At 66.2% G+C, this 18,886-nt stretch carries 22 protein-coding genes; 12 read left to right on the top strand and 10 right to left on the bottom strand.

What is annotated here, in order from left to right; translation table 11 throughout:
• Positions 1-75: 75 nt before the first annotated feature.
• On the bottom strand, positions 76-1,047 hold the full coding sequence (locus FY251_RS13940) for a DMT family transporter (RefSeq protein WP_148415564.1): 972 nt from the start codon (positions 1,045-1,047) through the stop codon (positions 76-78).
• Between the two features lie 199 nt (positions 1,048-1,246).
• Here FY251_RS13940 and FY251_RS13935 point away from each other — a divergent pair, with 199 nt between their 5' ends.
• Entirely contained in the window at positions 1,247-2,035 is a 789-nt protein-coding gene (locus tag FY251_RS13935) for a winged helix-turn-helix domain-containing protein (protein WP_148415562.1), read from the top strand.
• A 286-nt stretch (positions 2,036-2,321) separates the two neighbouring features.
• Complete coding sequence (locus tag FY251_RS13930; protein WP_148415596.1) at positions 2,322-3,323, top strand: PQQ-binding-like beta-propeller repeat protein; 1,002 nt, start codon at positions 2,322-2,324, stop codon at positions 3,321-3,323.
• 113 nt (positions 3,324-3,436) lie between these two features.
• Here the strand turns inward: FY251_RS13930 and FY251_RS22605 are convergent, their stop codons facing one another.
• From FY251_RS22605 to FY251_RS13920, 3 genes are all read right to left on the bottom strand, one after another.
• Positions 3,437-3,598 carry a hypothetical protein gene (locus FY251_RS22605; RefSeq protein ID WP_167344150.1) on the bottom strand — a complete coding sequence of 54 codons (162 nt, stop codon included), beginning with the start codon at positions 3,596-3,598 and terminating at the stop codon, positions 3,437-3,439.
• 63 nt (positions 3,599-3,661) lie between these two features.
• Positions 3,662-4,279 carry a class I SAM-dependent methyltransferase gene (locus tag FY251_RS13925; RefSeq protein ID WP_004971616.1) on the bottom strand — a complete coding sequence of 206 codons (618 nt, stop codon included), beginning with the start codon at positions 4,277-4,279 and terminating at the stop codon, positions 3,662-3,664.
• 359 nt (positions 4,280-4,638) lie between these two features.
• Positions 4,639-5,025: a hypothetical protein gene (locus tag FY251_RS13920; protein ID WP_148415560.1), complete on the bottom strand. Its 387-nt coding sequence runs from the start codon at positions 5,023-5,025 to the stop codon at positions 4,639-4,641.
• 428 nt (positions 5,026-5,453) lie between these two features.
• Here FY251_RS13920 and FY251_RS13915 point away from each other — a divergent pair, with 428 nt between their 5' ends.
• From FY251_RS13915 to FY251_RS13900, 4 genes are all read left to right on the top strand, one after another.
• Positions 5,454-7,007: a helix-turn-helix domain-containing protein gene (locus tag FY251_RS13915; protein ID WP_148415558.1), complete on the top strand. Its 1,554-nt coding sequence runs from the start codon at positions 5,454-5,456 to the stop codon at positions 7,005-7,007.
• Positions 7,008-7,117: 110 nt separating this feature from the next.
• Positions 7,118-7,891 (top strand): helix-turn-helix domain-containing protein, encoded by a 774-nt coding sequence (locus FY251_RS13910; protein WP_089780413.1) that lies wholly within the window; start codon positions 7,118-7,120, stop codon positions 7,889-7,891.
• 97 nt (positions 7,892-7,988) lie between these two features.
• Entirely contained in the window at positions 7,989-8,291 is a 303-nt protein-coding gene (gene yciH, locus FY251_RS13905; RefSeq protein WP_148415556.1) for a stress response translation initiation inhibitor YciH, read from the top strand.
• A 168-nt stretch (positions 8,292-8,459) separates the two neighbouring features.
• A complete protein-coding gene (locus tag FY251_RS13900) occupies positions 8,460-9,488 on the top strand; it encodes a transcription initiation factor IIB family protein (protein WP_148415554.1) in 1,029 nt (342 codons plus the stop codon).
• Between the two features lie 104 nt (positions 9,489-9,592).
• Here FY251_RS13900 and FY251_RS13895 read toward each other — a convergent pair whose 3' ends face one another.
• Entirely contained in the window at positions 9,593-9,910 is a 318-nt protein-coding gene (locus tag FY251_RS13895; protein ID WP_255516705.1) for a hypothetical protein, read from the bottom strand.
• 213 nt (positions 9,911-10,123) lie between these two features.
• Entirely contained in the window at positions 10,124-10,627 is a 504-nt protein-coding gene (locus FY251_RS13890; RefSeq protein ID WP_148415550.1) for a TRAM domain-containing protein, read from the bottom strand.
• 151 nt (positions 10,628-10,778) lie between these two features.
• On the opposite strand from FY251_RS13890, the gene FY251_RS22600 reads away from it, so the two are divergent.
• Positions 10,779-10,952, top strand: a complete 174-nt coding sequence (locus FY251_RS22600) for a hypothetical protein (protein ID WP_187367416.1) — start codon at positions 10,779-10,781, stop codon at positions 10,950-10,952.
• A gap of 46 nt (positions 10,953-10,998) precedes the next feature.
• Here FY251_RS22600 and FY251_RS13885 read toward each other — a convergent pair whose 3' ends face one another.
• The 4 genes from FY251_RS13885 to FY251_RS13870 form a co-directional block, all read right to left on the bottom strand.
• A complete protein-coding gene (locus FY251_RS13885; protein ID WP_148415547.1) occupies positions 10,999-11,517 on the bottom strand; it encodes a phage tail protein in 519 nt (172 codons plus the stop codon).
• Positions 11,514-12,137: a phage tail protein gene (locus tag FY251_RS13880; protein ID WP_148415545.1), complete on the bottom strand. Its 624-nt coding sequence runs from the start codon at positions 12,135-12,137 to the stop codon at positions 11,514-11,516. Before FY251_RS13880 ends, FY251_RS13885 begins: the two co-directional genes overlap by 4 nt.
• A gap of 221 nt (positions 12,138-12,358) precedes the next feature.
• On the bottom strand, positions 12,359-12,589 hold the full coding sequence (locus FY251_RS13875; RefSeq protein WP_148415543.1) for a HalOD1 output domain-containing protein: 231 nt from the start codon (positions 12,587-12,589) through the stop codon (positions 12,359-12,361).
• A 948-nt stretch (positions 12,590-13,537) separates the two neighbouring features.
• Positions 13,538-14,014, bottom strand: coding sequence for an Lrp/AsnC family transcriptional regulator (locus FY251_RS13870; protein ID WP_148415541.1), 477 nt, complete (start codon positions 14,012-14,014; stop codon positions 13,538-13,540).
• A 364-nt stretch (positions 14,015-14,378) separates the two neighbouring features.
• Here FY251_RS13870 and FY251_RS13865 point away from each other — a divergent pair, with 364 nt between their 5' ends.
• The 5 genes from FY251_RS13865 (at position 14,379) to FY251_RS13845 (ending at position 18,878) form a co-directional block, all read left to right on the top strand.
• Positions 14,379-14,978, top strand: coding sequence for a MarR family transcriptional regulator (locus tag FY251_RS13865; protein ID WP_148415539.1), 600 nt, complete (start codon positions 14,379-14,381; stop codon positions 14,976-14,978).
• Positions 14,979-15,198: 220 nt separating this feature from the next.
• Complete coding sequence (locus FY251_RS13860) at positions 15,199-15,564, top strand: hypothetical protein (RefSeq protein ID WP_148415537.1); 366 nt, start codon at positions 15,199-15,201, stop codon at positions 15,562-15,564.
• Positions 15,565-15,621: 57 nt separating this feature from the next.
• Positions 15,622-15,999 (top strand): SHOCT domain-containing protein, encoded by a 378-nt coding sequence (locus FY251_RS13855; protein WP_148415535.1) that lies wholly within the window; start codon positions 15,622-15,624, stop codon positions 15,997-15,999.
• A 129-nt stretch (positions 16,000-16,128) separates the two neighbouring features.
• Positions 16,129-17,187 (top strand): biotin synthase BioB, encoded by a 1,059-nt coding sequence (gene bioB / locus FY251_RS13850; protein WP_148415533.1) that lies wholly within the window; start codon positions 16,129-16,131, stop codon positions 17,185-17,187.
• Between the two features lie 230 nt (positions 17,188-17,417).
• Complete coding sequence (locus FY251_RS13845; RefSeq protein ID WP_148415532.1) at positions 17,418-18,878, top strand: ABC transporter substrate-binding protein; 1,461 nt, start codon at positions 17,418-17,420, stop codon at positions 18,876-18,878.
• The last annotated feature ends 8 nt before the right edge of the window (positions 18,879-18,886 follow it).

Here is an 18,886-nt window from a genome sequence, read left to right as displayed (position 1 = left end):
CGATGGTCCGCCCCTACATTTCTACCCTCTCACCGCGCGTTCCGCTGAGCGGCCGGCCCGCGACCCGTCAGCGACTCAGTCGCGTCCCGGAGCGCCGGCCCCGACGAGACCGGCCGCGCGGGACTCGACTTTCCCGTAGGCGCGCGCGACTTCCGCGAGGAGCGACTCAGTCGCGAGGACGGCGAACCCGGTGAAGATAGTCGCGAAGCCGACGACGGTGAGCGTCGAAATCGACTCGCCGAGGAGCACGGTCCCCCCGAGCGTCGCGACGATGGGCACGGCGTAGAAGACGAGGTTGCCGCGAATCGGCCCCACGTCGTCGAGGAAGCCGAAGTAGGTGAGGTAGGCTATCGCGCCGGCGAAGACGCCGACGTAGACGAGGGCGACGAGCGCCGTCGGCGACCACGTGGCCGCGGCGAGCGATTCGCCGGAGGCGACGCTCAGCCCGTGGGTGAGGGCCGCGCTGACGGGGAGCGCCCACGCCGTGCGGACGGGGCTCGAAAGCGACGTGTCGGCCCAGCGGATGAGGACGGTTCCGAGCGCCCCACTGACCGCGCCGAGGAAGACGACGCCCTTCCAGAGCGCCTCGCCGCCGAGCAGGTTCGCGGGGTCGACGCCGACGACGAGGCCGACGCCGAGGAGGCCGATGAGCATCCCGAACGCGCCGCGGGTGGAGAGTCGTTCGTCGGCGAGGAGCGCCATGGCGAACACGGGCGTCAGAATCGGGTTGAGGCTGAAGATAATCGACCCGACGCCGCTGGAGACGTGCTCCTGTCCGACGAACAGGAGGGCGTTGGCGAGTCCGATGACGAACACGCCGGTGGCGAGGATGCCGACCACGTCGCGGACCGACCGCGGGAGCAGTTCGGCGCGCGGCCGGGTGGCGACGACGTAGCCCACGAGCAACACCGCCGCGATGTCGAACCGGAGCGCGACGAACAGGAGCGGCGGCAGGTAGTCGAGGCCCGCCTTCGCGGCGACGAACGTCCCGCCGAAGAAGAACGCCGTCAGGGCGAACAGGACGAACCGCCGGCGCGTCGCCGTCACCACGCCGCACCTCCGACCGAGAGACCGAACGCAGAGTGAAATGAACGCATCTTGGATAGTCGTACGACTCCCCCACGTATAGTTTGATTCAGAAATTAATTCACGGCAAGAAAATGCGGCGGCGGTCGAGCATGATTCATGGTGTGAAATCATTTCGAGACGCGAAAGGTGTTTAATCGAGCGCACACAACTCCGCCCCATGGAGTCGGCATTAGACGAGATAGAGTTCCTCGCGCTCTCGCAGAACCGCGTCGACGCGCTCAGACACCTCTCGGAGCGGCCGCACTCCAGGCGCGAACTGGTCGAACGAACCGGCGCGTCGCAGCCGACGATGGGGCGGATTCTCAGCGATTTCGAAGCCCGGTCGTGGCTCGTCCGCGAGGACGGCGCGTACCGGGCGACGGTGACGGGCGAACTCGTCTCTCGGGGGTTCGACGACCTCGTCGACATCCTCGACACCGACGCCAAGCTCCGGCCGGTCGTCGAGTGGCTCCCGACCGACGCCATCACGTTCGACCTCGAACACCTGACCGAGGCGACGATTACCACGCCGAGTCAGGTCCGGCCGAACGCGCCGGTCAAGCGCGCCGTGACCCTCCTGAGCGAGGCCGAGGACGTGCGCATCTTCTCGTACGCGTTCAACGAGCAGAACCTCGACATCGTCAGGGAGCGGACCGCGGCCGGCGACCAGCGGTTCGAGGGCGTTTTCTCGTCGGCCGCCATCGACGCGCTCGCCCACGACTCCCAACTTCGCGAACAGCTCCGCGACCTCCTCGACGCCGACGCGGCCGCCGTCCGCATCACCGACGAGCCGATTCCGATGGCGGCGACCATCGCCGACTCGACCGTCCACCTGTTCCTCCGCGACGACAACGGCATCCTTCAGGCGTCTATCGACGTGACCGAACCCGAGGTGCTCGCGTGGGCCGACGAGCTGTTCGAGCGCTACTGGGAGGCGGCGGAGCCGCTCGACCTCGACCGGCTGTAACGGGCGGGCGTCTCCGAGAGTATCCGCGTCGCCGACCCGTCAACCGACCCACAACACGTATCGGCGACCTGTGAGAAGCCGACGTGTGCCCTCGCCTTCGTCCCCTCCCTCCCACGCACCCTCCGGTTCTCCCGCGAACTCCGACACCGGTTCCGACGCCGGTTCCGACTCCCCGTCGCGTCGCGCGTTTCTCGCAGCCGCCGGCACCGCCCTCGCGAGCGGCCTCGCCGGCTGTTCGTCGCTCCGGCGGTTCCGGTCGCCCGACGGGACGGACTGGTCCGCGTCCGTGCCGGAACCGAGCGTTCTCTCGCCGCCGTCGGTCACCGACGGGGTCGTCGCCGTCATCGGCCACCGGAGCGACGACATCGACGCGGGGCGCGTCGTCGCCTTCGACCGAGAGAGCGGCGAGCGCCTGTGGGACATCGATTTCGGCCGGGCGACGGGCCTGCTCGCCGCTGACGGCTCGGTGTACGCGGGCGAGAGACTCGGGTCGGGTCGCGGGCGAATCTACGCGTTCGACGCCACAGACGGGAGTCAGCGGTGGTCCCAGACCGTCGGGAACATCGGCTCTTCGATGGCCATCGCGGGCGGGACCCTCTACACGGCGAACGGGACGCTCGCGGCGCTTTCGACCGACGACGGCGCGGTTCGCTGGGAGCAGTCGGCGGTCGACGGCGTCGGCTTCACCGTCGTCGTCGCCCCGCAGGACCAACTGTTCGCCGACGAGCGGGCGGTGTACTACGGCGACGACGAGGGCGTCTTCGCGATGGCCCCCGAGGACGGGAGCCTCCGGTGGGCGTGGCGACCGGACGAGTGGGACTGGACCGACGTGGGGCCGGTTCCGGCCGGTGGCGGCGTTTACGCCGGCGGTGGCGGCGACATCGCCATGCTCGACGCGAGCGACGGGTCGCTCCGGTGGCGCACCTCGTTCGGGGCCGGCGCGCAGGTCGTCGGCGTCCACGAGCGGGGTTCGACGGTGCTGGTCGCCGAGGGGACCGACGAGTCACCGTCGGACACCTTCGGAACGCTGTACGAACTCGCGGTTCGCGACGGCTCGGAACGGTACGAAGTCCGCTTCGACAGCCCGGTGGAGCGGACCGCCTCGACCCAAGAGGCGTTCGTCGTCGGGACCCGCGCGGGCCGGATTCGGTGGTCCCGCGGCGCGTCGTTTTTCGAGCCGTTCGAGACGACGCTCTCGGCGGATGGCTACCTCCTCGGCGCGGCCGGGGCGCAGGCGTTCGCACAGACGGGCGAGGGAACGCTCTGGGCGCTCTCGCCGGACCAGTAAGTCACGAATTCGAAGCCGTCGGCGTGGAACCCCGCGTCAGAACGAGCCGCGCCGTGCGCTGAGCGCACCGGCGTCCGAAACCGCTACCGAACGATGCCCTCGCGTCCCACCCGTCAGTCGAGTTCGTCGAACGAGTCGAACTCGTCCCAGCAGGAACACGGCAGGTCGTCCAGAGAGGTGACTTCGTCCGGGAGACTGGTGATGGGAATCCCGGAACCAGCTTCGTCGCAGTCGCGGAGGTGAACGCTGAAGTCGTCGCTGGACATCGTGTACATAGTCAGCACGCTCTGTTCGCCGGCTTCATTGAAACAGTTTGTGAGTCTACGAGCGCGCCGGCGTCAGAGCACCCGAAAGACGCGAACCGTGTCGCGCTTGCCCGGTTCGCAGAGCAGTTGTGCGAGGCCGAGGTCGGAGAACTCGTCCTTCCAGTTGCGGTGATACAGCGGGAAGTCGTCGTTGACGTAGCTCACCTCGGAGCCGGAGCGCCCGCGGGTCGGCCCGTTGCCCTCGTTCTCGGCGGTTATCACGAGGTCCGAGGAGACGCGGGCGATTTCCTCGAACACCCACGTGTCGTCGGGGTGGACGTGCTGAAGCGTCTCGACCGAGTAGATGACGTCGAACTTGTCGTCGGGGAAGTCGGGGAGCAGGTCCTCGATAGCGCCGGTGAGAAAGGTGCCGGTGTCGACGAGTTCGGGGAAGTACTCGGCCATCACCTCGAAGGAGTCGTCGTTGATGTCGATGCCGGTGAGGTCCTCGTAGCCGCGGTCGCGGAGGTGCGCGAGGTGGCGACCGGAGCTACAGCCGAGTTCGAGAACCGACGCGTCTTCCGCCGCGTAGTGCTCGAACACGGTCGCGAGCGTCTCGCTGACCTCGTTCGGGCCGATTTGGGCGTAGTACTCCGGCGAGAAGTCGCCGGAGCGCTCGGCCCACCCGCGGTGGTTGTCGTCTGCGTCCATACCCCGAGTAGCGAACGGGCGGGTAAATGTTCCGCGGAGTGCGTGCCGTCGGTGCGACGCGCGAGCGGTGCGACGAATCCGATGACCGCGCGCGGGACGGGTGCGCTGGAGGGCGCGAAAAGGGCGTGCCGGAGGGCACGTTTGGGAGGGCTTCGCCGATTAGGGGTGCGTCAGGGGGACCGAATAGGGGAGGGAACGTCAGCGGGGAGTCGGGCGTCCCGCGAAGGGACTGGAAGCGAGCGTGCCGTGGAGGGCTGGAGGAGCGTCGCGCCGCCGCGAACACCGGCAGTCGGGTGTACCAGTCGAGCGTGCCGTGCTCGCTCGCGGCGCGTGCGTCAGCGGGTCGTCGACCGCGACTGTCACGCCGAGTCGTCGGTCGTCGTCTCGTTCGCCGTGGTCGTCTCCTCGGTTGTCTCGTCTTCCGTCGTCGTTTCGTCCTCGGTTGTCTCGCCCTCGGTCGTCGTCTCGTCCTCGGTCGTCTCTTCCGTCATCTCGTCTTCCGTCGTCGTCTCTTCTTCTGTCGTCGTCTCCTCTTCCGTCTCTATCGTCGTCTCGTCTTCGGTCGTCGTCTCAACACCGCCGGTCTCTGCCGTCGTCTCGGTTCCGCCGACGGCGGGTTCGGCGTCGGTGCCGTTCGTTCCGTTCGCGGAACCACCACCACCGCCCGTGTCCGTACAGCCGGCGAGTGCGACGGTTGCCGCGGCGACTCCGACACCGAACTGCCGTCGAGTGAGCGTTTCGCGCATCGCAGTCAGCAGTATCGCTCGGCGGAAGATAATGGGAGAGAGTCGTCCCGACCGTTCTCCCCCGAGCAACCGTTTCGACTGTCTGTTTCGGCCGTTTCAGTCGCATTAACGGAACGTTTGGCGATGAGCCGAACGCCGACGACGGAGACGGTGTTCGTCGATTACCTCGTCGCTGAGAGCGACCCGACGACGAGAGCGGTTGTCGGTCACCAGCGGCGACAGGCGGTGGTGGAGACCTGTCGAGAAACGACGGACGCGCCCGAAAACCACAGTGATGACCGTCGATGCGGACGCCGCGTCGGTGGATGAAAATCATGATTCATGAATATTCTAAACACATTGACTGTCAAAATAGTTGAAAAAAAGAGTATCGAACAGATAAACAAAACATTATGCACTAGCAGAGTCGACAAATAAGGAACGAACACATGCCAGTCACACGCGTCTCGGGGGTCGGGTGGGTGCTCGTCGCGGCGTTACTCGTCGTCGCGGCCGGCGTCACACCGATCGTCGTCGCCGCGGACGGCGTCGAGGTGCAGTCGGTGGACCACACCGGCGCGGGCGTCGTCGCGACGGACAACGGCCGAACGTACATCGCCTCGTGGCGGCCATCGACGGTTTCGGTGGCCGTCGCGACGGACAGCGGCGACTACGAGGTCTGCCTGCAGACAGACCTCGACGACGGCTCGACGATGTCGTTGGGGTGCGAACCGCTCGGGAGCGCGGAAACGAACACGAGCGGCGAGGCGCGCGCCGAGTTCGGCGTGACCACGTGGCCGATGAACGCGACCGGCGAGCGCACCGTGACGACCCTCGTCAGACCCGCCGGGGGCGGCGAGCCGGTCGCGCAGGCGAGTCACGGCGTCACGGTGCTCGCGCCGGCCGGCGACGCCGACGGCGACGGTCTCGGCAACCGCGACGAACTCGACCGGGGGACGGACGTGCTCGTCGCCGACACCGACACCGACGGCGTGCCCGACGGCGAGGAGGTGAACCGCTACGAGACCGACCCGACGAGCACGGACACCGACGGCGACGAACTCAGCGACGGCGTCGAAATCAACGAGCAGGGGAGCAACCCGACCGAGACCGACACCGACGGCGACGGACTCGACGACGGCGCGGAGGTGACGACCTACGGCACGGACCCGACGACCGCCGACACCGACGGCGACGGCCTCGACGACGGCCCCGAAGTCAACCGATACGAGACGAACCCCACCGAGGCGGACACCGACGGCGACGGCCTCGACGACGGTCCCGAGGTGAACGTCCACGAGACGAATCCCACCGCCGCCGATACCGACGGCGACGGCCTCGACGACGGCCCCGAAGTCAACCGATACGAGACGAACCCCACCGAGGCGGACACCGACGGCGACGGCCTCGACGACGGACGCGAAGTCAACGTCATCGGGACCGACCCGAACCGCGGCGACACCGACGGCGACGGGCGCGGGGACGGCACGGAGGTCGAATCGGGGTCAGACCCGAACGCCGCGCCGGGGTCGGTCGTCGGGTCGCTCGAACTCGGCGACGACGGCTGGCTGTTCGTCTTCGCGGTCGGGGCCGTGGCCGTCGCCCTGCTCGCCGTCGGCGCGGCGGTCCGCGGAAGCGACGTGCGAGCCCGCCTGTCCGGCGTTCGCTCCCGTGGGACCGACCGCGTCGGCGACCGACGCAACGGAGGGTCGTCCGGCGGGGTCCCGACTGCCGGAAGCGACGGCGCGGGGTCGACCGCCGACGCCGAGGAGCTCATCGACGACGAGACGCGCATTCTCAAACTCCTCGACGACAACGGCGGCCAACTCCGGCAGTCGAAGGTCGTAGAGGGGACGGGGTGGTCGAAGTCGAAGGTGAGCCGCGTCCTCTCGCGGATGGCCGAGGAGGGCGCCGTCGCCAAGATAAACCTCGGTCGGGAGAACCTCATCGCCCGCCCGGAGAACGTCCCCGAACACGCCCGGTCGCCGTTCGACGAGTCCTGATCGAAACGCGTCGCGGTCGGAGCGGCTCGCGAGCCGGAGCGCGCGATTCGCGCCCCGGGGTTGGAACATACCAACCAAGGCTATAGGGCTCGGGCGACTAGGTGAGAGCCATGCGCGAATTCGTCTTCACGGTCGAGTACGAGCGGGGCGTCGACGAGGTGATGGACCTCTTCATCGAGAACCCGGACCTACACTCCAAGACGATGGCGATACACGCCACGAGCGAGTCGATGTGGCGGCTCGACCGCCTCACCGGGCCGACGGAGGCGCTCGAAGCGTTCGACGAGGTCATAGAGCAGGCCACCCGATGCAACGGCGTCCTCGGGATGTGCGGCGCGCCGGTCGTCGAGTGGGACTACGAAGTGCTCTCGGAGACGCCAAACGGGCGCATCGTCTACTCCTGCCGCGAGGAGGGCGACGGGATTCAGTCGATTCCGCACGTCGCCGCGAAGCACATCGGCGACGGTCTCCTGATGCAGGCCGAACGCCGGGGGGCACAGAACCAGTGGCGACTGCTCATCTCCGACGACGACACGGTGAGCGAGATTTACGAGGAGGTCAAAGACAGCCTCAGCGACGGCCTCTCGCTGAGCGTCCAGCGCATCAGCGAACCCGAGTGCTGGCTCGAAGAGGGCGTCTCCGCCGACGGCCTCCCGCCGGAACAGCAGGCCGCGCTCGAAGCCGCCGTCGAGTTCGGCTACTACGAGACGCCGCGACAGCACACCGTCAAAGAGATTTCTGAGGAACTCGACATCCCGAACTCGACGCTCCAGTACCGCCTGACCCGCGCCGAGGCGTGGCTGGCCCGACAGTTCGTCACCGATACGCTCGGCACCGAAGTCGAAGAGCGCGTCGACCCCGAAAAGCTCGAAGCGAGCGCCTGACCGGCGGATCTCGACCGGGAGCGCGATAGGACGCGTCCGAAGCCGATTGGAACATTCCAACCGCACCCTGATACGCTGAGGAAGCGTACTCAAGTACGTGGAAAAGGACACTTTCAGCGACGTCACCGGCCTGCCGGACGACCTCGGAATCGGCGACGACCTCGCGCGAGCGGACCAGCGCGCGTCGATTCGCGTCGATACCCGACGGTACGGCAAGCCCGTGACCGTGGTCGACGGCCTCGACCTCCCGACCGACGAACTGGACGCCCTCGCGTCCACCCTGAAGCGACGGCTCGCGGTCGGCGGGACCGTGACCGACGGACGCATCGAACTGCAGGGCGAACACGGCGAGCGACTCGAAGCCGCGCTCCGCGACGAGGGCTTCGACGTCGAGCGCTGAGCCTGTTTTCGTGATTCGGTGCTCTCGCGGCCGCGAGAAGCGGATGACGGACGTGATGACTACGTAGCCGAGCGGCCGTCGTCCGCCGGTCACGGCTCGGATTCGGATGCGTTTGGCATATTCCAAACGAGGGCCCATTACCCTCGATACGGAATACACGGGTACTCAATGGACACGAAACACGTCGACTGGCGTTCGATGCGAGACGAGTCGGCACCGACGGCGGAGCCCGAGGCCCGACAGTCCGGCGACGAGCGCGACGAGGACGGGGCCGAACCGTCCGAGGCGTCGGTCGCGGAGCGGACCGACCTCGTCTACGACGAGCAGCACGGCGAGTGGGTCGACCCCGAGACGGGCGAGATTCTCCGCGAGGACGAGATCGACCGCGGTCCCGAGTGGCGCGCGTTCGACGCCGCCGAGCGCGACAGCAAGTCCCGCGTCGGGTCGCCGACGACGAACATGATGCACGACAAGGGGCTGTCGACCAACATCGGCTGGCAGAACAAAGACGCCTACGGCAACTCCCTGTCGACGGGCCAGCGCCAGAAGATGCAGCGACTCCGGACGTGGAACGAGCGGTTCCGCACCCGCGACTCCAAGGAGCGCAACCTCAAGCAGGCGCTCGGCGAAGTCGAGCGAATGGGGTCGGCGCTCGGCCTGCCGGACACCGTCCGCGAGACGGCCTCGGTCATCTACCGCCGCGCGCTCAACGAGGACCTGCTCCCCGGTCGCTCCATCGAGGGCGTCGCCACGGCCGCAATCTACGCCGCCGCCCGGCAGGCCGGCGTTCCGCGCTCCCTCGACGAGGTGCGGCGCGTCTCCCGCGTCGACAAGATGGAACTCACCCGAACGTACCGCTACGTCTCCCGCGAACTGGGACTGGACATGAAGCCGGCCGACCCGGCGCAGTACCTCCCGCGGTTCGTCTCCGAACTCGACGTGACCGACGACGTGGAGCGCCGCGCTCGCTCGCTCCTCGACAACGCGAAGCGGCAGGGCATCCACAGCGGGAAAAGCCCGGTGGGACTCGCGGCGGCGGCCATCTACGCCGGCGCGCTCCTCGCCGACGAGGAACTGACGCAGTCCGAGGTCAGCGACGTGACCGACATCAGCGAAGTGACCATCAGAAACCGCTACCGCGAACTCCTCGAAGCGACCCAGAAGTCGGGCGAGAGGGCTGTCGGGTCGACCGCCTAAGCGGGGTTTCGGGCGCGAAAATCGGATTCTCTCTTCGGTTCAGTTCGTTTTCAGTCGATACGTTCGGGCCGACCGCGAGCGACGCGGCGACGGTCTCACAGCCGTCAGCGGTTGCACGAGCACGTCGAGCGGGCCGTACCGTCGCGTCCCGGCCGAGCGTCGCGGACGCGGTCGACGAGTTCACCCGCGGCCTCGCGGACGGCGCGTCGGGCGCTCGATTCGGGTCGCCGCGCTCGGAAGTCGAGGTAGAGCGCCGTCGGCAGGAGAAGGGAGGCGTACACGCCGCTGACGGCGACGGCAATCTGCACCGGGTGGTCGGCGGGAACGACCGCCCACCCGACCGCGATGAGCGCCCACAGCGCGATTCCCTGTCGGATGGTCGGACGCCATCGGTTCGGGCGCGCCGACCGTGCCTGCACCACCGGGGAGACGTCAGCGTCGGCGTCGCCGCGTGACTCGGACGGTGAGCGGTCTGCTCGGCTGGACTCGGTTCGCGTGTCGTCACGTGGAGAAGCGGCGTGACGAACCGTTCGTTCGGACATAGAGTGGTACCGCCGGCTACGGCTCCGAGCCTAATGGGGACACGGTTGGAATATGCCAATCGAGAGGGCGTCCGGGCAGGAGGCCGCTGGGGCTCAGTTGATACTCGAACCGTCGACCGGTTCGGCGAACGCGACGGTCTGTTTCACGTCGGTGACTTCGACTTCGACGCGGTCGCCGGGGTCGGTGCCGGGGACGATGATGACGAAGCCGCGTTCGACCTTGGCGATGCCGTCGCCCTGGTCGCCGAGGGTGTCGATGATGACGGTCCGAACGTCGCCCTCCGCGACCGGAGGCCGTCGCGGCTGGGAGGGCGCTTCGCTGGGAGCGGACGCCGAGTCGACCGTGACCCGGTCGTCCGAACCGGTGTCGCGGTCGGCCGCCGGAGTCTCTGTCGCCGTCGCGGCCGTCGGTTCGACCGAAGAGTCGGCCGCCGACGCGGTGTTCGAACTCGAAAGCAGTGCGACGCGGTACAGTTCCTCCGTCGAAATCGACCCGCTCTCGACGAGTTCGCTCGGAATCGACACCACGTATCGGTCGCCGTCTCGCTCGACCGAAGTCTCGAAAAGGAGCCGAAGAGAATCTGAGATATCAGTCACTACCGCTACTTCGCCTCAGACCAAATAAAAGGTGGTGAAAATTCCGCACCCGCCACGGTCGCCGGGGGACGGTGAAAACCGACCGAGACCCGCTTGTCCACGACCAGAGGTGCGCCCGAAAGCACATGACAACCGGACATGATTTTCAGCCATGACCCGTGACACGCTCGTTTCGTGGCAGACGTTCGCGCTGTTCGTTCTGTTTCCGCCGGCGGTGCTCGTCGCCCTCGTGTTCTTTCCCGTGACGTTACTCGTCTTCGGGTGGCTGTACTACCGCGGCAAGTACGAGGCGCTGTCGGAGACCGACGACGAAAAACGGGTGTGAAGCCGAACGACCCCAGCCCGCGAGGCGACGCACCCGCGGGGGGACCTCAGTCGTCGCAGTCGTCGAGGTCGGTTACGGCGTCGATTCCCTCGTGCGTCAGTTCGAGCGACTCCGTCGCCACGGTGGCCGCGTCGGCGACGAGATGCGGGCCGGTCCACCTGACCGGCGTCGCCGCCCGACAGACCCATCCCCGAACCGGGTCGCCGGTCGCGTCGAGGAGGCAGATTCGAACGTCCTGCGGGGTCGCCTCGCCGTCGACCCACGCGCGGAACCACGCCCACAGCGACCGGTCGTCGGTGACGCCGCGGCGGAGTTCGAGCGGCGGCGAACTCGTCGCTCGGCGGGACGGTGAGGGAGGCCGCGGTCGCGGGGCCGGTCGCTTCCGCGCGCGGCGGCCGCGTCCGTCGGCACCGGGCGACTGCGACTCGGACCCTGGGTCGTCCCCGTTCGCGGACTCGACCGCCACCGAGAGCCCACGGACCTCGGAGAACCCCAGTTTCGGGAGCGCGTCGCATCGGACGCGAAACCGGTGCGCGCCGTAGGGCTCAGACTCGGCGGCGGTCACGTCTCGTCCGACGCCTCGTCTTCGGCGCGGGTCACCTTCAGCCGCGATTCGTCGATGCCCTGCGGCAGTCCCTCGCCGACCGGGAAGTCGAGGTCCGGAAGCGACGGGGAGGAACCGCCGTCGCTCTCGGAGTCATCGCCGTCGCTCTCACTCTCGTCGCCCTCGTCGGAACCGGTTTCGACCGCGATTCGTGCGAAGCCCTCGTGGACGACGACGACGCGCTCGACGGCGACTTCGGAGGCCATCGCGTCCAACCGGGGCGCGTCGTACTTCGAGGGCCACGCCTCGCGGAAGACCCAGCGAGCGGCGGGGTTGCCCGTCGCGTCCAGCAACACGACCGCGGCGTCGCGCCGGGCCTCGTCCATCTTGCCCTGTTCGACGAGCGTTCGCCACTCGGACAGTTCGAGCGAGCGGTCGGTCACGCCGACTTCGAGCACGAGCGGCCCGTACTCGTTGAGACCGGGGAGCTTCCGCGGCGTCGGCGGGTCCGCCCCCTCGCGGTACTCGACGACCGCCGAGGTCGCCGACGGGAGGTCACAGCGACTGAACCCGGCGGTCACGAGTCCCTCGATTTCGAGGATGAACCGTAGCTGTCGGTACGGGTCTGTCCGAGTGGCCATCGTCAGCGACCTCCGAGGAAGGCGGGAGCCGGCGACCGGGTCGCGACCAGGCGCGAAGCAGCGTCATGTGAGAACATAGCAATCGAGAGTCGCAGCGACGGCTAATGAACGTGTACCCTACGTGTGAAGTGTGCGGGAGGGTTGCGAGATCCCCCCGACGACGACAGGTGCAGAGACGCAGTTCGGCTAGGTGACGAGACTGGACCCGAGAGAGACCGTCGTCAGACCTCATTCAGCGGGGTGACGTCGACCGACCCCTCTGCATCGACGGTGACCATATTTCCACAGTAGTCGAAGGAGAGGTGCCCAGACCCGTTCTGAAAGAGCACATCCAGTGCGTCGGGGTCCACGGCGTCGCCGAGCGGTGAGGGAAGGTCTAGCGGGTCAACACGTTCGGCATCTGCGACGGCTTTGACGACGACCATACTAAGTGGCTCAGATCCCGTTGGCATATCAGAAGATACACCACAAGAGTGCATAAACATTATCAATAGTGCCATTAGGGTGCGATAATCCCAACTGAACACCCCATAGAGTGCAGAATTATTATTTTTTAGCTCGGTGTCGGGCTGGCGTTGAGTGGCCAAGGGGGGATAATCGCAATTCGATCGGGGTGTTTCTGCTTATTTCACACACCCTACGACTCCAGTTGCCAACCGCGTGGGGTGGTGAGTTGGTGGATTCGACTAACAGTAGATACAGTCACTGCACCCCGGGTTCGAGGAAAGCGTGTCTCGCACGCCGTCTACGGATGTGGTGATATCCGGTAGACATCAGGGGCCTGTTCAGGGCCAGTCAGCGGGGAGGGCGTCCTGATTCGAACGGAGGACCCCAACGATGGCCGCAACGGTGTCAAACTGCGGTCCACGCCGAATAGTACCCGTATCCATCTCCCATTCGATGACTCCCGCCTCCTGAAGTTTCGGGAGGTGGTTGTGGTAGAGTTCGATTTCCGGGGACCGTGGATTCTCTCGGGCAGCAGTATCAACCAACGTCTCGACCGAGCGGGGGGTATCCTCGGCGAGTTCCGTGAGGAGACGGCGTCGATGGGAATCACTAAGCAGCATAAACAACGTATCGAGCCGCGGTGCGTCGGTTCCCTCTGTTCCCGGGTTCACGGGGCTTGAGCTTTCGGACATGGGTCGGCAGACAGGGCAGGCATACGCCCGGGCCTGTTCAACGGAGTATAACCATCAATGCCAATATATTTTAGCAAAATCCACAGCTAATTGGATGATTAATTCGATGAATCTGGTGAGTTTTTCTGCGAAAATCACACTCATTTGGAAATCCCAACAGATCGGCCATCCGTGACCGACCACGAATCTGAGAGTCCGTGAAGCTCCCGCTGTTTCGTGAGCAAGGAGGCGAGGAACCTACGATGGAAGTCGCGAGTGATGTCACTCGTCGCCGTTTTCGAACTCGAATTCGGCCCACGGCCGGACGTGGTGGTTCGTGATGATTTCCGAGGAGACGATTTCAAAACCGAGCGCGGAGAGTTCGTTCGTAATCTCGGTCAAGTCGCGGGTGTCGGTCGCCACGACCTCAACGTAGATGTTCCGCATGCTCGTCAGCATCTCCCGGACGTCCACGACGCCGTGCGATTCGATGGCACTTCGGGCGAGTTCCTCTCGGTCCTCCGCAGGTGCGGTGCAGACGAACATCACGTGAAGCGGGTAGTTCGCCCGCTCGTAGTCGATCTTCGGGAAGTAGCCCTGGATGATTCCAGACTCCTCCAGCGACTCGATTCGGTTCCTGACGGTGCTGGCCGAGACGTCGACTTCCGCTGCGATTTCGGCGATCGTGACGTTACGGGCGTCACGCTGGAGGGCGAACAGGATGCCCCGGTCAACGTTGTCTAAAGAAACGTCGGTCATACGTCCTCAAAGGCGACTAGAGACATAATTCCGCCTCTCAACGAACCTATCCCGGCGAGCACAGGCGTTCCGATAGCCACTCAGTAGTCGAATCTGACGAGAGGGACGCCATTGGGACCGTGAGACGAAACACGACGGCGTGCTGACGACACCCGCTTTCTGTCACGCTCTCCCTGTCACGGTCGGAAGGTTCAACAGAAGGCTCAGAGACGGGGAAACTCTTAGAAACAAAAAAAAAACCGAACCACGGACCGGAATCGGACCAGACGCACGCGGAAGTCGGCTCGACAATCACAACTGGTACACCGCTGTCGCTCCAACGGTCGGGCATGAACGAGCACCACGGCGAACCGAGGTGGGACGGATGAATCGGCGACGAGCCGACGCGGTCGTCGGCGCACTCGTCGCTGGCACCGTTCTCATCGGCGGAGCGCTCAGTTGGCAGGCGTACCAGCGACAGCGGGCGTTCGAGCAGATGGGGTCGATGATGGATATGGGAACGTCGATGGGGGCCGTTCACGGGACGAACCCGCTGTGGTACGTCCTCGGGACAGTCCTCGCCGCGACCGTCATCGGCGGCGGATATCTCGCGGTTCGAGACGCGCTCAACGATGCGGACGCGAGCGAGCGCGTCCAGAACCGGACGGCAAACCCGACCGACCGTGAACGGTCCGAACCGCCGGCGGAAGTCGGCCAATCGGAGGAGACGAGTACCTCGGCGTCACACCCGCGGACTCGCGTGTTGGACCTCCTGCCGGAGGACGAGCGTCGCGTCCTCGAACCGGTCGTTTCCTCCCCGGGTATCACGCAAATCGAACTCCGGGACCGCTCTGACTTCTCGAAGAGCAAGGTGAGCCAGACGGTGAGCGCCCTCGAAAAACGCGGGTTGCTGTACCGCGAGCGCCAGGGCCGGACGTATCGAATCTATCCGAGTGACGAGGTACAGCAGAACCAAGCGCCGTAGCCGACTGCCGCGACGTCTCCTCGCCCGCGGGTCGCCCAAACGAGATGGACTGCGAGTGCGAAAAAAATCCCAACACCGACGAATTCGGTGCGGACGAACGGTCTCGTTTCTGAAAAATGATTAGAATCATCTATAAACGTTCTCGGTCGCTCTCAGACCGGGATTCACACCCAGCGAGATAACTCCGAAGCGGTCCTACGACCAACCGAGGAGAAACACAATGACCAACTTCGAACTCGGCCGCTTACTGTTCGTGGCGCTCGCAATCGCCGGACTCGCGTTCGCCGCCCCCGCGGTCAGCGCACACGGCGACGGACCGACCGCAGACGACGCACCCCCGGCCGACGGAACCGCCGCCGACTGGGCGGCGTGGATGGAGTCGCAGATGACAGAGCACATGGGTCCCGATAGCGTCGAGTGGATGGAGTCGCACATGGGCGTGACCGTCGACGAGATGGCACAGGACATGGCTGACGGCGACTACGACGGGAGGATGCACGGATGGGGTGGCGGGATGTACGGCGGCGCGTACACCCCGGGTAGCGGAATGTACGGCAGCGGAACGTACGGACCGGGCCACTGCTGACGCTCCTCCCCGGCTGAATCGCCCCGATAGAACACCGAAACACGCGGATTCGAGACAATGGCACGACACACCACACACATCGGACGCACCGCTCGCCGACTCGCGGTTCTCGCGGTCCCGCTTCTGGTCGCGGCGACCGACACGGCCGCCGCAATGGGCGGCGGATACGGCGGCGGCATGATGGGCGGCGGTGGCATGAGGGGCGGTAGTTGGGGGCTCTTCGGCGGCGGGATGGGCCTCTGGGGACTCCTCTGGATGGGGCTACTGCTCGCGGTTCCACTGTACCTCGTCTTCGCCTTCGGACGGCGGGGACGCGGGACCGACAGCGAGACCGACGAACGGCCGCTGTCGGTCCTTCGAACCCGCTACGCGCGCGGCGAACTCTCCGACGACGAGTTCGAACGGCGGCGCGAACGGTTGAAGCGCTCCGAATAGAGTCGTGGAGTCTGGGGGGAAGACTCCCTCTCGGAGCGGTCAGCATGGGGGATACAGGCCGACGGACGCGACCGCACAAGCTGTCGGTAGGTCAACGGGTTTTTGAATTCGTCAACTGAGATGTGAAGTATGGTTTACGAGACTGGGAACCCGACGGTCGACGACGCGGTGCGGCGAGTGCTCGACGGAGAGGAACTCGACCGGACCGACGGCGTGGCGCTCATCGCGCAGCCGGTCGAGCCCCTCGCGGCGGGGGCCGACTACGTCCGCTCGGTCCGCTCCGACGGGACCGTGGACGCCTGTTCCATCGTCAACGCGAAGGCCGGCGATTGCGCCGAGGACTGCGGCTTCTGCGCGCAGTCGGCGCACTTCGACACCGGTGTCGAGACGCACGGGTTTCTCGGGCCGGAAGCGGTGTTGGACGCCGCGCGCCGTGCCGAGCGCGACGGCGCACAGCGATTCGGCATCGTCGTCGCCGAGAAGGGCGTCTCGAAGGAGCGCCGGCCCGACGAGTGGGCGGAGGTGCTGGCGGCGATTCGACTCGTCCGCGACGAGACGAGCGTCGAAATCGACGCCTCGCTCGGCCTGCTCACCGAGGAGGAGGCGCGAATCCTCGCCGACGAGGGCGTGAACCACTACAACCACAACATCGAGACCTCGCCGCGGTACTTCGACGAGGTGGTCGGAACCCACGACTTCGAGGACCGACTGGTGACGCTCCGACGAGCCAAAGACGCCGGGATGGACCTCTGTGCCGGCGTCGTCCTCGGGATGGGCGAGACGCCGGCGGACCGCGTCGACGCCGCTATCGAACTCCAGAGAATCGGGGTCGAATCGCTCCCGGTGAACGTGCTCAACCCCGTCTCCGGGACGCCGCTCGGCGACGCCGACCACGCGGACATCACGACGACGGAACTCGTCAAGGCCGTCGCAGTCTACCGACTGCTCCACCCCGACGCGCGCGTCCGGCTGACCGGCGGCCGGGAGGCGAACCTCGCGCCCGACGAGCAACACCTGCCGTTCGAAGCCGGCGCGGACGGCGTCCTCACCGGCGATTACCTGACGACCGACGGCCAGTCGCCGGCGGCGGACATCGAAGTGGTCGAGCGGGCGGGGCTCGAACCGAACCGCGCGGTCAACGACTTCGACGTGGACGCGGTCAAGCGCCGGGGGTCCGGAGACGACTGAGCGGTACGGCCGAATCGGACCATCGCCGGCGGACGCGCCGCTCACCCAAGGGGGCTGTGCCGAGACAGGAGCGAGATGACCCGCCGGTGGAGCGCTCGGTTTGACGCGACGACGTCCGTATTTTATACAGCAATCAGAGCAGTATAGGGCACACCATAGAACAACATATGTCTAATTATCTTGCTTATAATAGTAAAATTTAAACTATATGTTCGGATACGTCCCGGTACATGCCTGAAAATGGCCCTGACGGCGAGCGAGCCGAAACGACGAACCGAGCTAACGGGCGCACAACCGGTCGACGCGGATTCCTCGCGACGGCGGGGGCGGTCGGCGTCGCGGGACTTGCGGGCTGTTCCGGCGGGAGCGACTCGCCGACCGGAACCGAGGGCGGGAGCACCGAACAGTCCGGGACGACGGCCGGCGCGTCCGGCGCGCAGGACGTGACGGTCTCGTTTTGGCACATCTTCGGCGGCGAACTCGGCCAGACGCTGGGAGACATGGCCGCCGAGTTCTCACAGCAGGCCGACGGAATCACCATCGAGGCGGTCAACAACGGCGGCTACAGGCAGAACCTCAACCAGTCGCTACAGGCGTCGCGGGCGGGAGACCCGCCGGGTATCGTCCAGATATTCGAGGTCGGAACGCGACTCGCGCTCGACAGCGGCTCGTTCACGCCGGTCGAGGAGATTCTGCCGGAAGAGGAAATCGACTTCGACGACTTCCTGCCGTCGGTCTTGAACTACTACCGCATCGACGGGACGCTGAACTCGATGCCGTTCAACTCCTCGAACACCATCATGCTCTACAACAAAAGCGCGTTCGAGGAGGCCGGCCTCGACCCCGAGAGCCCGCCGCGGAGCCTCGCGGAGGTCCGGCAGGCCGCACAGACAATCGTCGACCAGACCGACATGGAGAGCGGAATCAGTTGGCCGAACCACACGTGGATGCAGATCGAACAGCAGTTCGCGAAGCAGGACCAGGTGCTCGTGAATCAGGAGAACGGCCGCGACGGTCGGCCCGACCGGACGTTCTTCAACTCCGAGGCGGGCCGTCGCGTCTACTCTTGGTGGAAGCAGATGGCCCAAGACGGTCTCTATCTCAACCCCGGCATCGAGGCGTGGGGCGAAGCGCGGCAGGCGTTCCTCACCGGGAAGGTACCGATGCTGTGGGACTCCACGTCCAACATCGTCTCGATGCAGTCCGGCGCGAAGGAGAACGGCTTCGAACTCGGCTCCGGCTACCTGCCGACGCCCGACGGCGCGAACACCGGCGTCGTCATCGGCGGGGGGTCGCTGTGGGTGCCCGACGCCCTCTCCGACGAGAAGAAGCGGGCCGCTGGTGAGTTCATCGCCTACGTCACCCAGACCGAACAGCAGGCGCGGTGGCACCGCAACAGCGGCTACTTCCCGGTCCGACAGAGCTCCATCGACCGGCTCACGGACGACGGGTGGTTCGAGAACAACCCCAACTTCAGCACGGCGTTCGACCAGCTACAGGACACCGAGGACACGCCCGCGACGCGCGGCGCGGTGATGGGCGTGTTCCCCAAGACACGGTCGATTAACGAGGAGATATCCGTCAGCATCATCAACGACCAACTCGGCGTCGAAGAGGGGCTGTCGCGGATGGACACGCAGGTCGGCGAAGCGCTCTCCGGGTACAACGGCAACTACGACGGGAGCCAGTAGGCTCTCCC

Origin of the sequence: Haloferax sp. KTX1, assembly GCF_902410085.1 — an archaeon.
Taxonomy (GTDB): domain Archaea; phylum Halobacteriota; class Halobacteria; order Halobacteriales; family Haloferacaceae; genus Haloferax; species Haloferax massiliensis.
Note: the sequence above shows the minus strand (reverse complement) of the source record. Positions and strands in the feature narration are given on the sequence as shown.

Excerpts from the sequence above, each read along its gene's own strand:
- FY251_RS13910 (WP_089780413.1), top strand. The coding sequence starts at position 7,118 with ATGCGCGAATTCGTCTTCACGGTCGAGTACGAGCGGGGCGTCGACGAG.
- FY251_RS22600 (WP_187367416.1), top strand. The coding sequence starts at position 10,779 with ATGACCCGTGACACGCTCGTTTCGTGGCAGACGTTCGCGCTGTTCGTT.
- FY251_RS13925 (WP_004971616.1), bottom strand. The coding sequence starts at position 4,279 with ATGGACGCAGACGACAACCACCGCGGGTGGGCCGAGCGCTCCGGCGAC.
- FY251_RS13880 (WP_148415545.1), bottom strand. The coding sequence starts at position 12,137 with ATGGCCACTCGGACAGACCCGTACCGACAGCTACGGTTCATCCTCGAA.
- bioB (WP_148415533.1), top strand. The coding sequence starts at position 16,129 with ATGGTTTACGAGACTGGGAACCCGACGGTCGACGACGCGGTGCGGCGA.
- FY251_RS13855 (WP_148415535.1), top strand. The coding sequence starts at position 15,622 with ATGGCACGACACACCACACACATCGGACGCACCGCTCGCCGACTCGCG.
- FY251_RS13915 (WP_148415558.1), top strand. The coding sequence starts at position 5,454 with ATGCCAGTCACACGCGTCTCGGGGGTCGGGTGGGTGCTCGTCGCGGCG.
- FY251_RS13845 (WP_148415532.1), top strand. The coding sequence starts at position 17,418 with ATGCCTGAAAATGGCCCTGACGGCGAGCGAGCCGAAACGACGAACCGA.
- FY251_RS13920 (WP_148415560.1), bottom strand. The coding sequence starts at position 5,025 with ATGCGCGAAACGCTCACTCGACGGCAGTTCGGTGTCGGAGTCGCCGCG.
- FY251_RS13865 (WP_148415539.1), top strand. The coding sequence starts at position 14,379 with ATGAATCGGCGACGAGCCGACGCGGTCGTCGGCGCACTCGTCGCTGGC.
- FY251_RS22605 (WP_167344150.1), bottom strand. The coding sequence starts at position 3,598 with ATGTACACGATGTCCAGCGACGACTTCAGCGTTCACCTCCGCGACTGC.
- FY251_RS13870 (WP_148415541.1), bottom strand. The coding sequence starts at position 14,014 with ATGACCGACGTTTCTTTAGACAACGTTGACCGGGGCATCCTGTTCGCC.
- FY251_RS13860 (WP_148415537.1), top strand. The coding sequence starts at position 15,199 with ATGACCAACTTCGAACTCGGCCGCTTACTGTTCGTGGCGCTCGCAATC.
- FY251_RS13935 (WP_148415562.1), top strand. The coding sequence starts at position 1,247 with ATGGAGTCGGCATTAGACGAGATAGAGTTCCTCGCGCTCTCGCAGAAC.
- FY251_RS13875 (WP_148415543.1), bottom strand. The coding sequence starts at position 12,589 with ATGCCAACGGGATCTGAGCCACTTAGTATGGTCGTCGTCAAAGCCGTC.
- FY251_RS13900 (WP_148415554.1), top strand. The coding sequence starts at position 8,460 with ATGGACACGAAACACGTCGACTGGCGTTCGATGCGAGACGAGTCGGCA.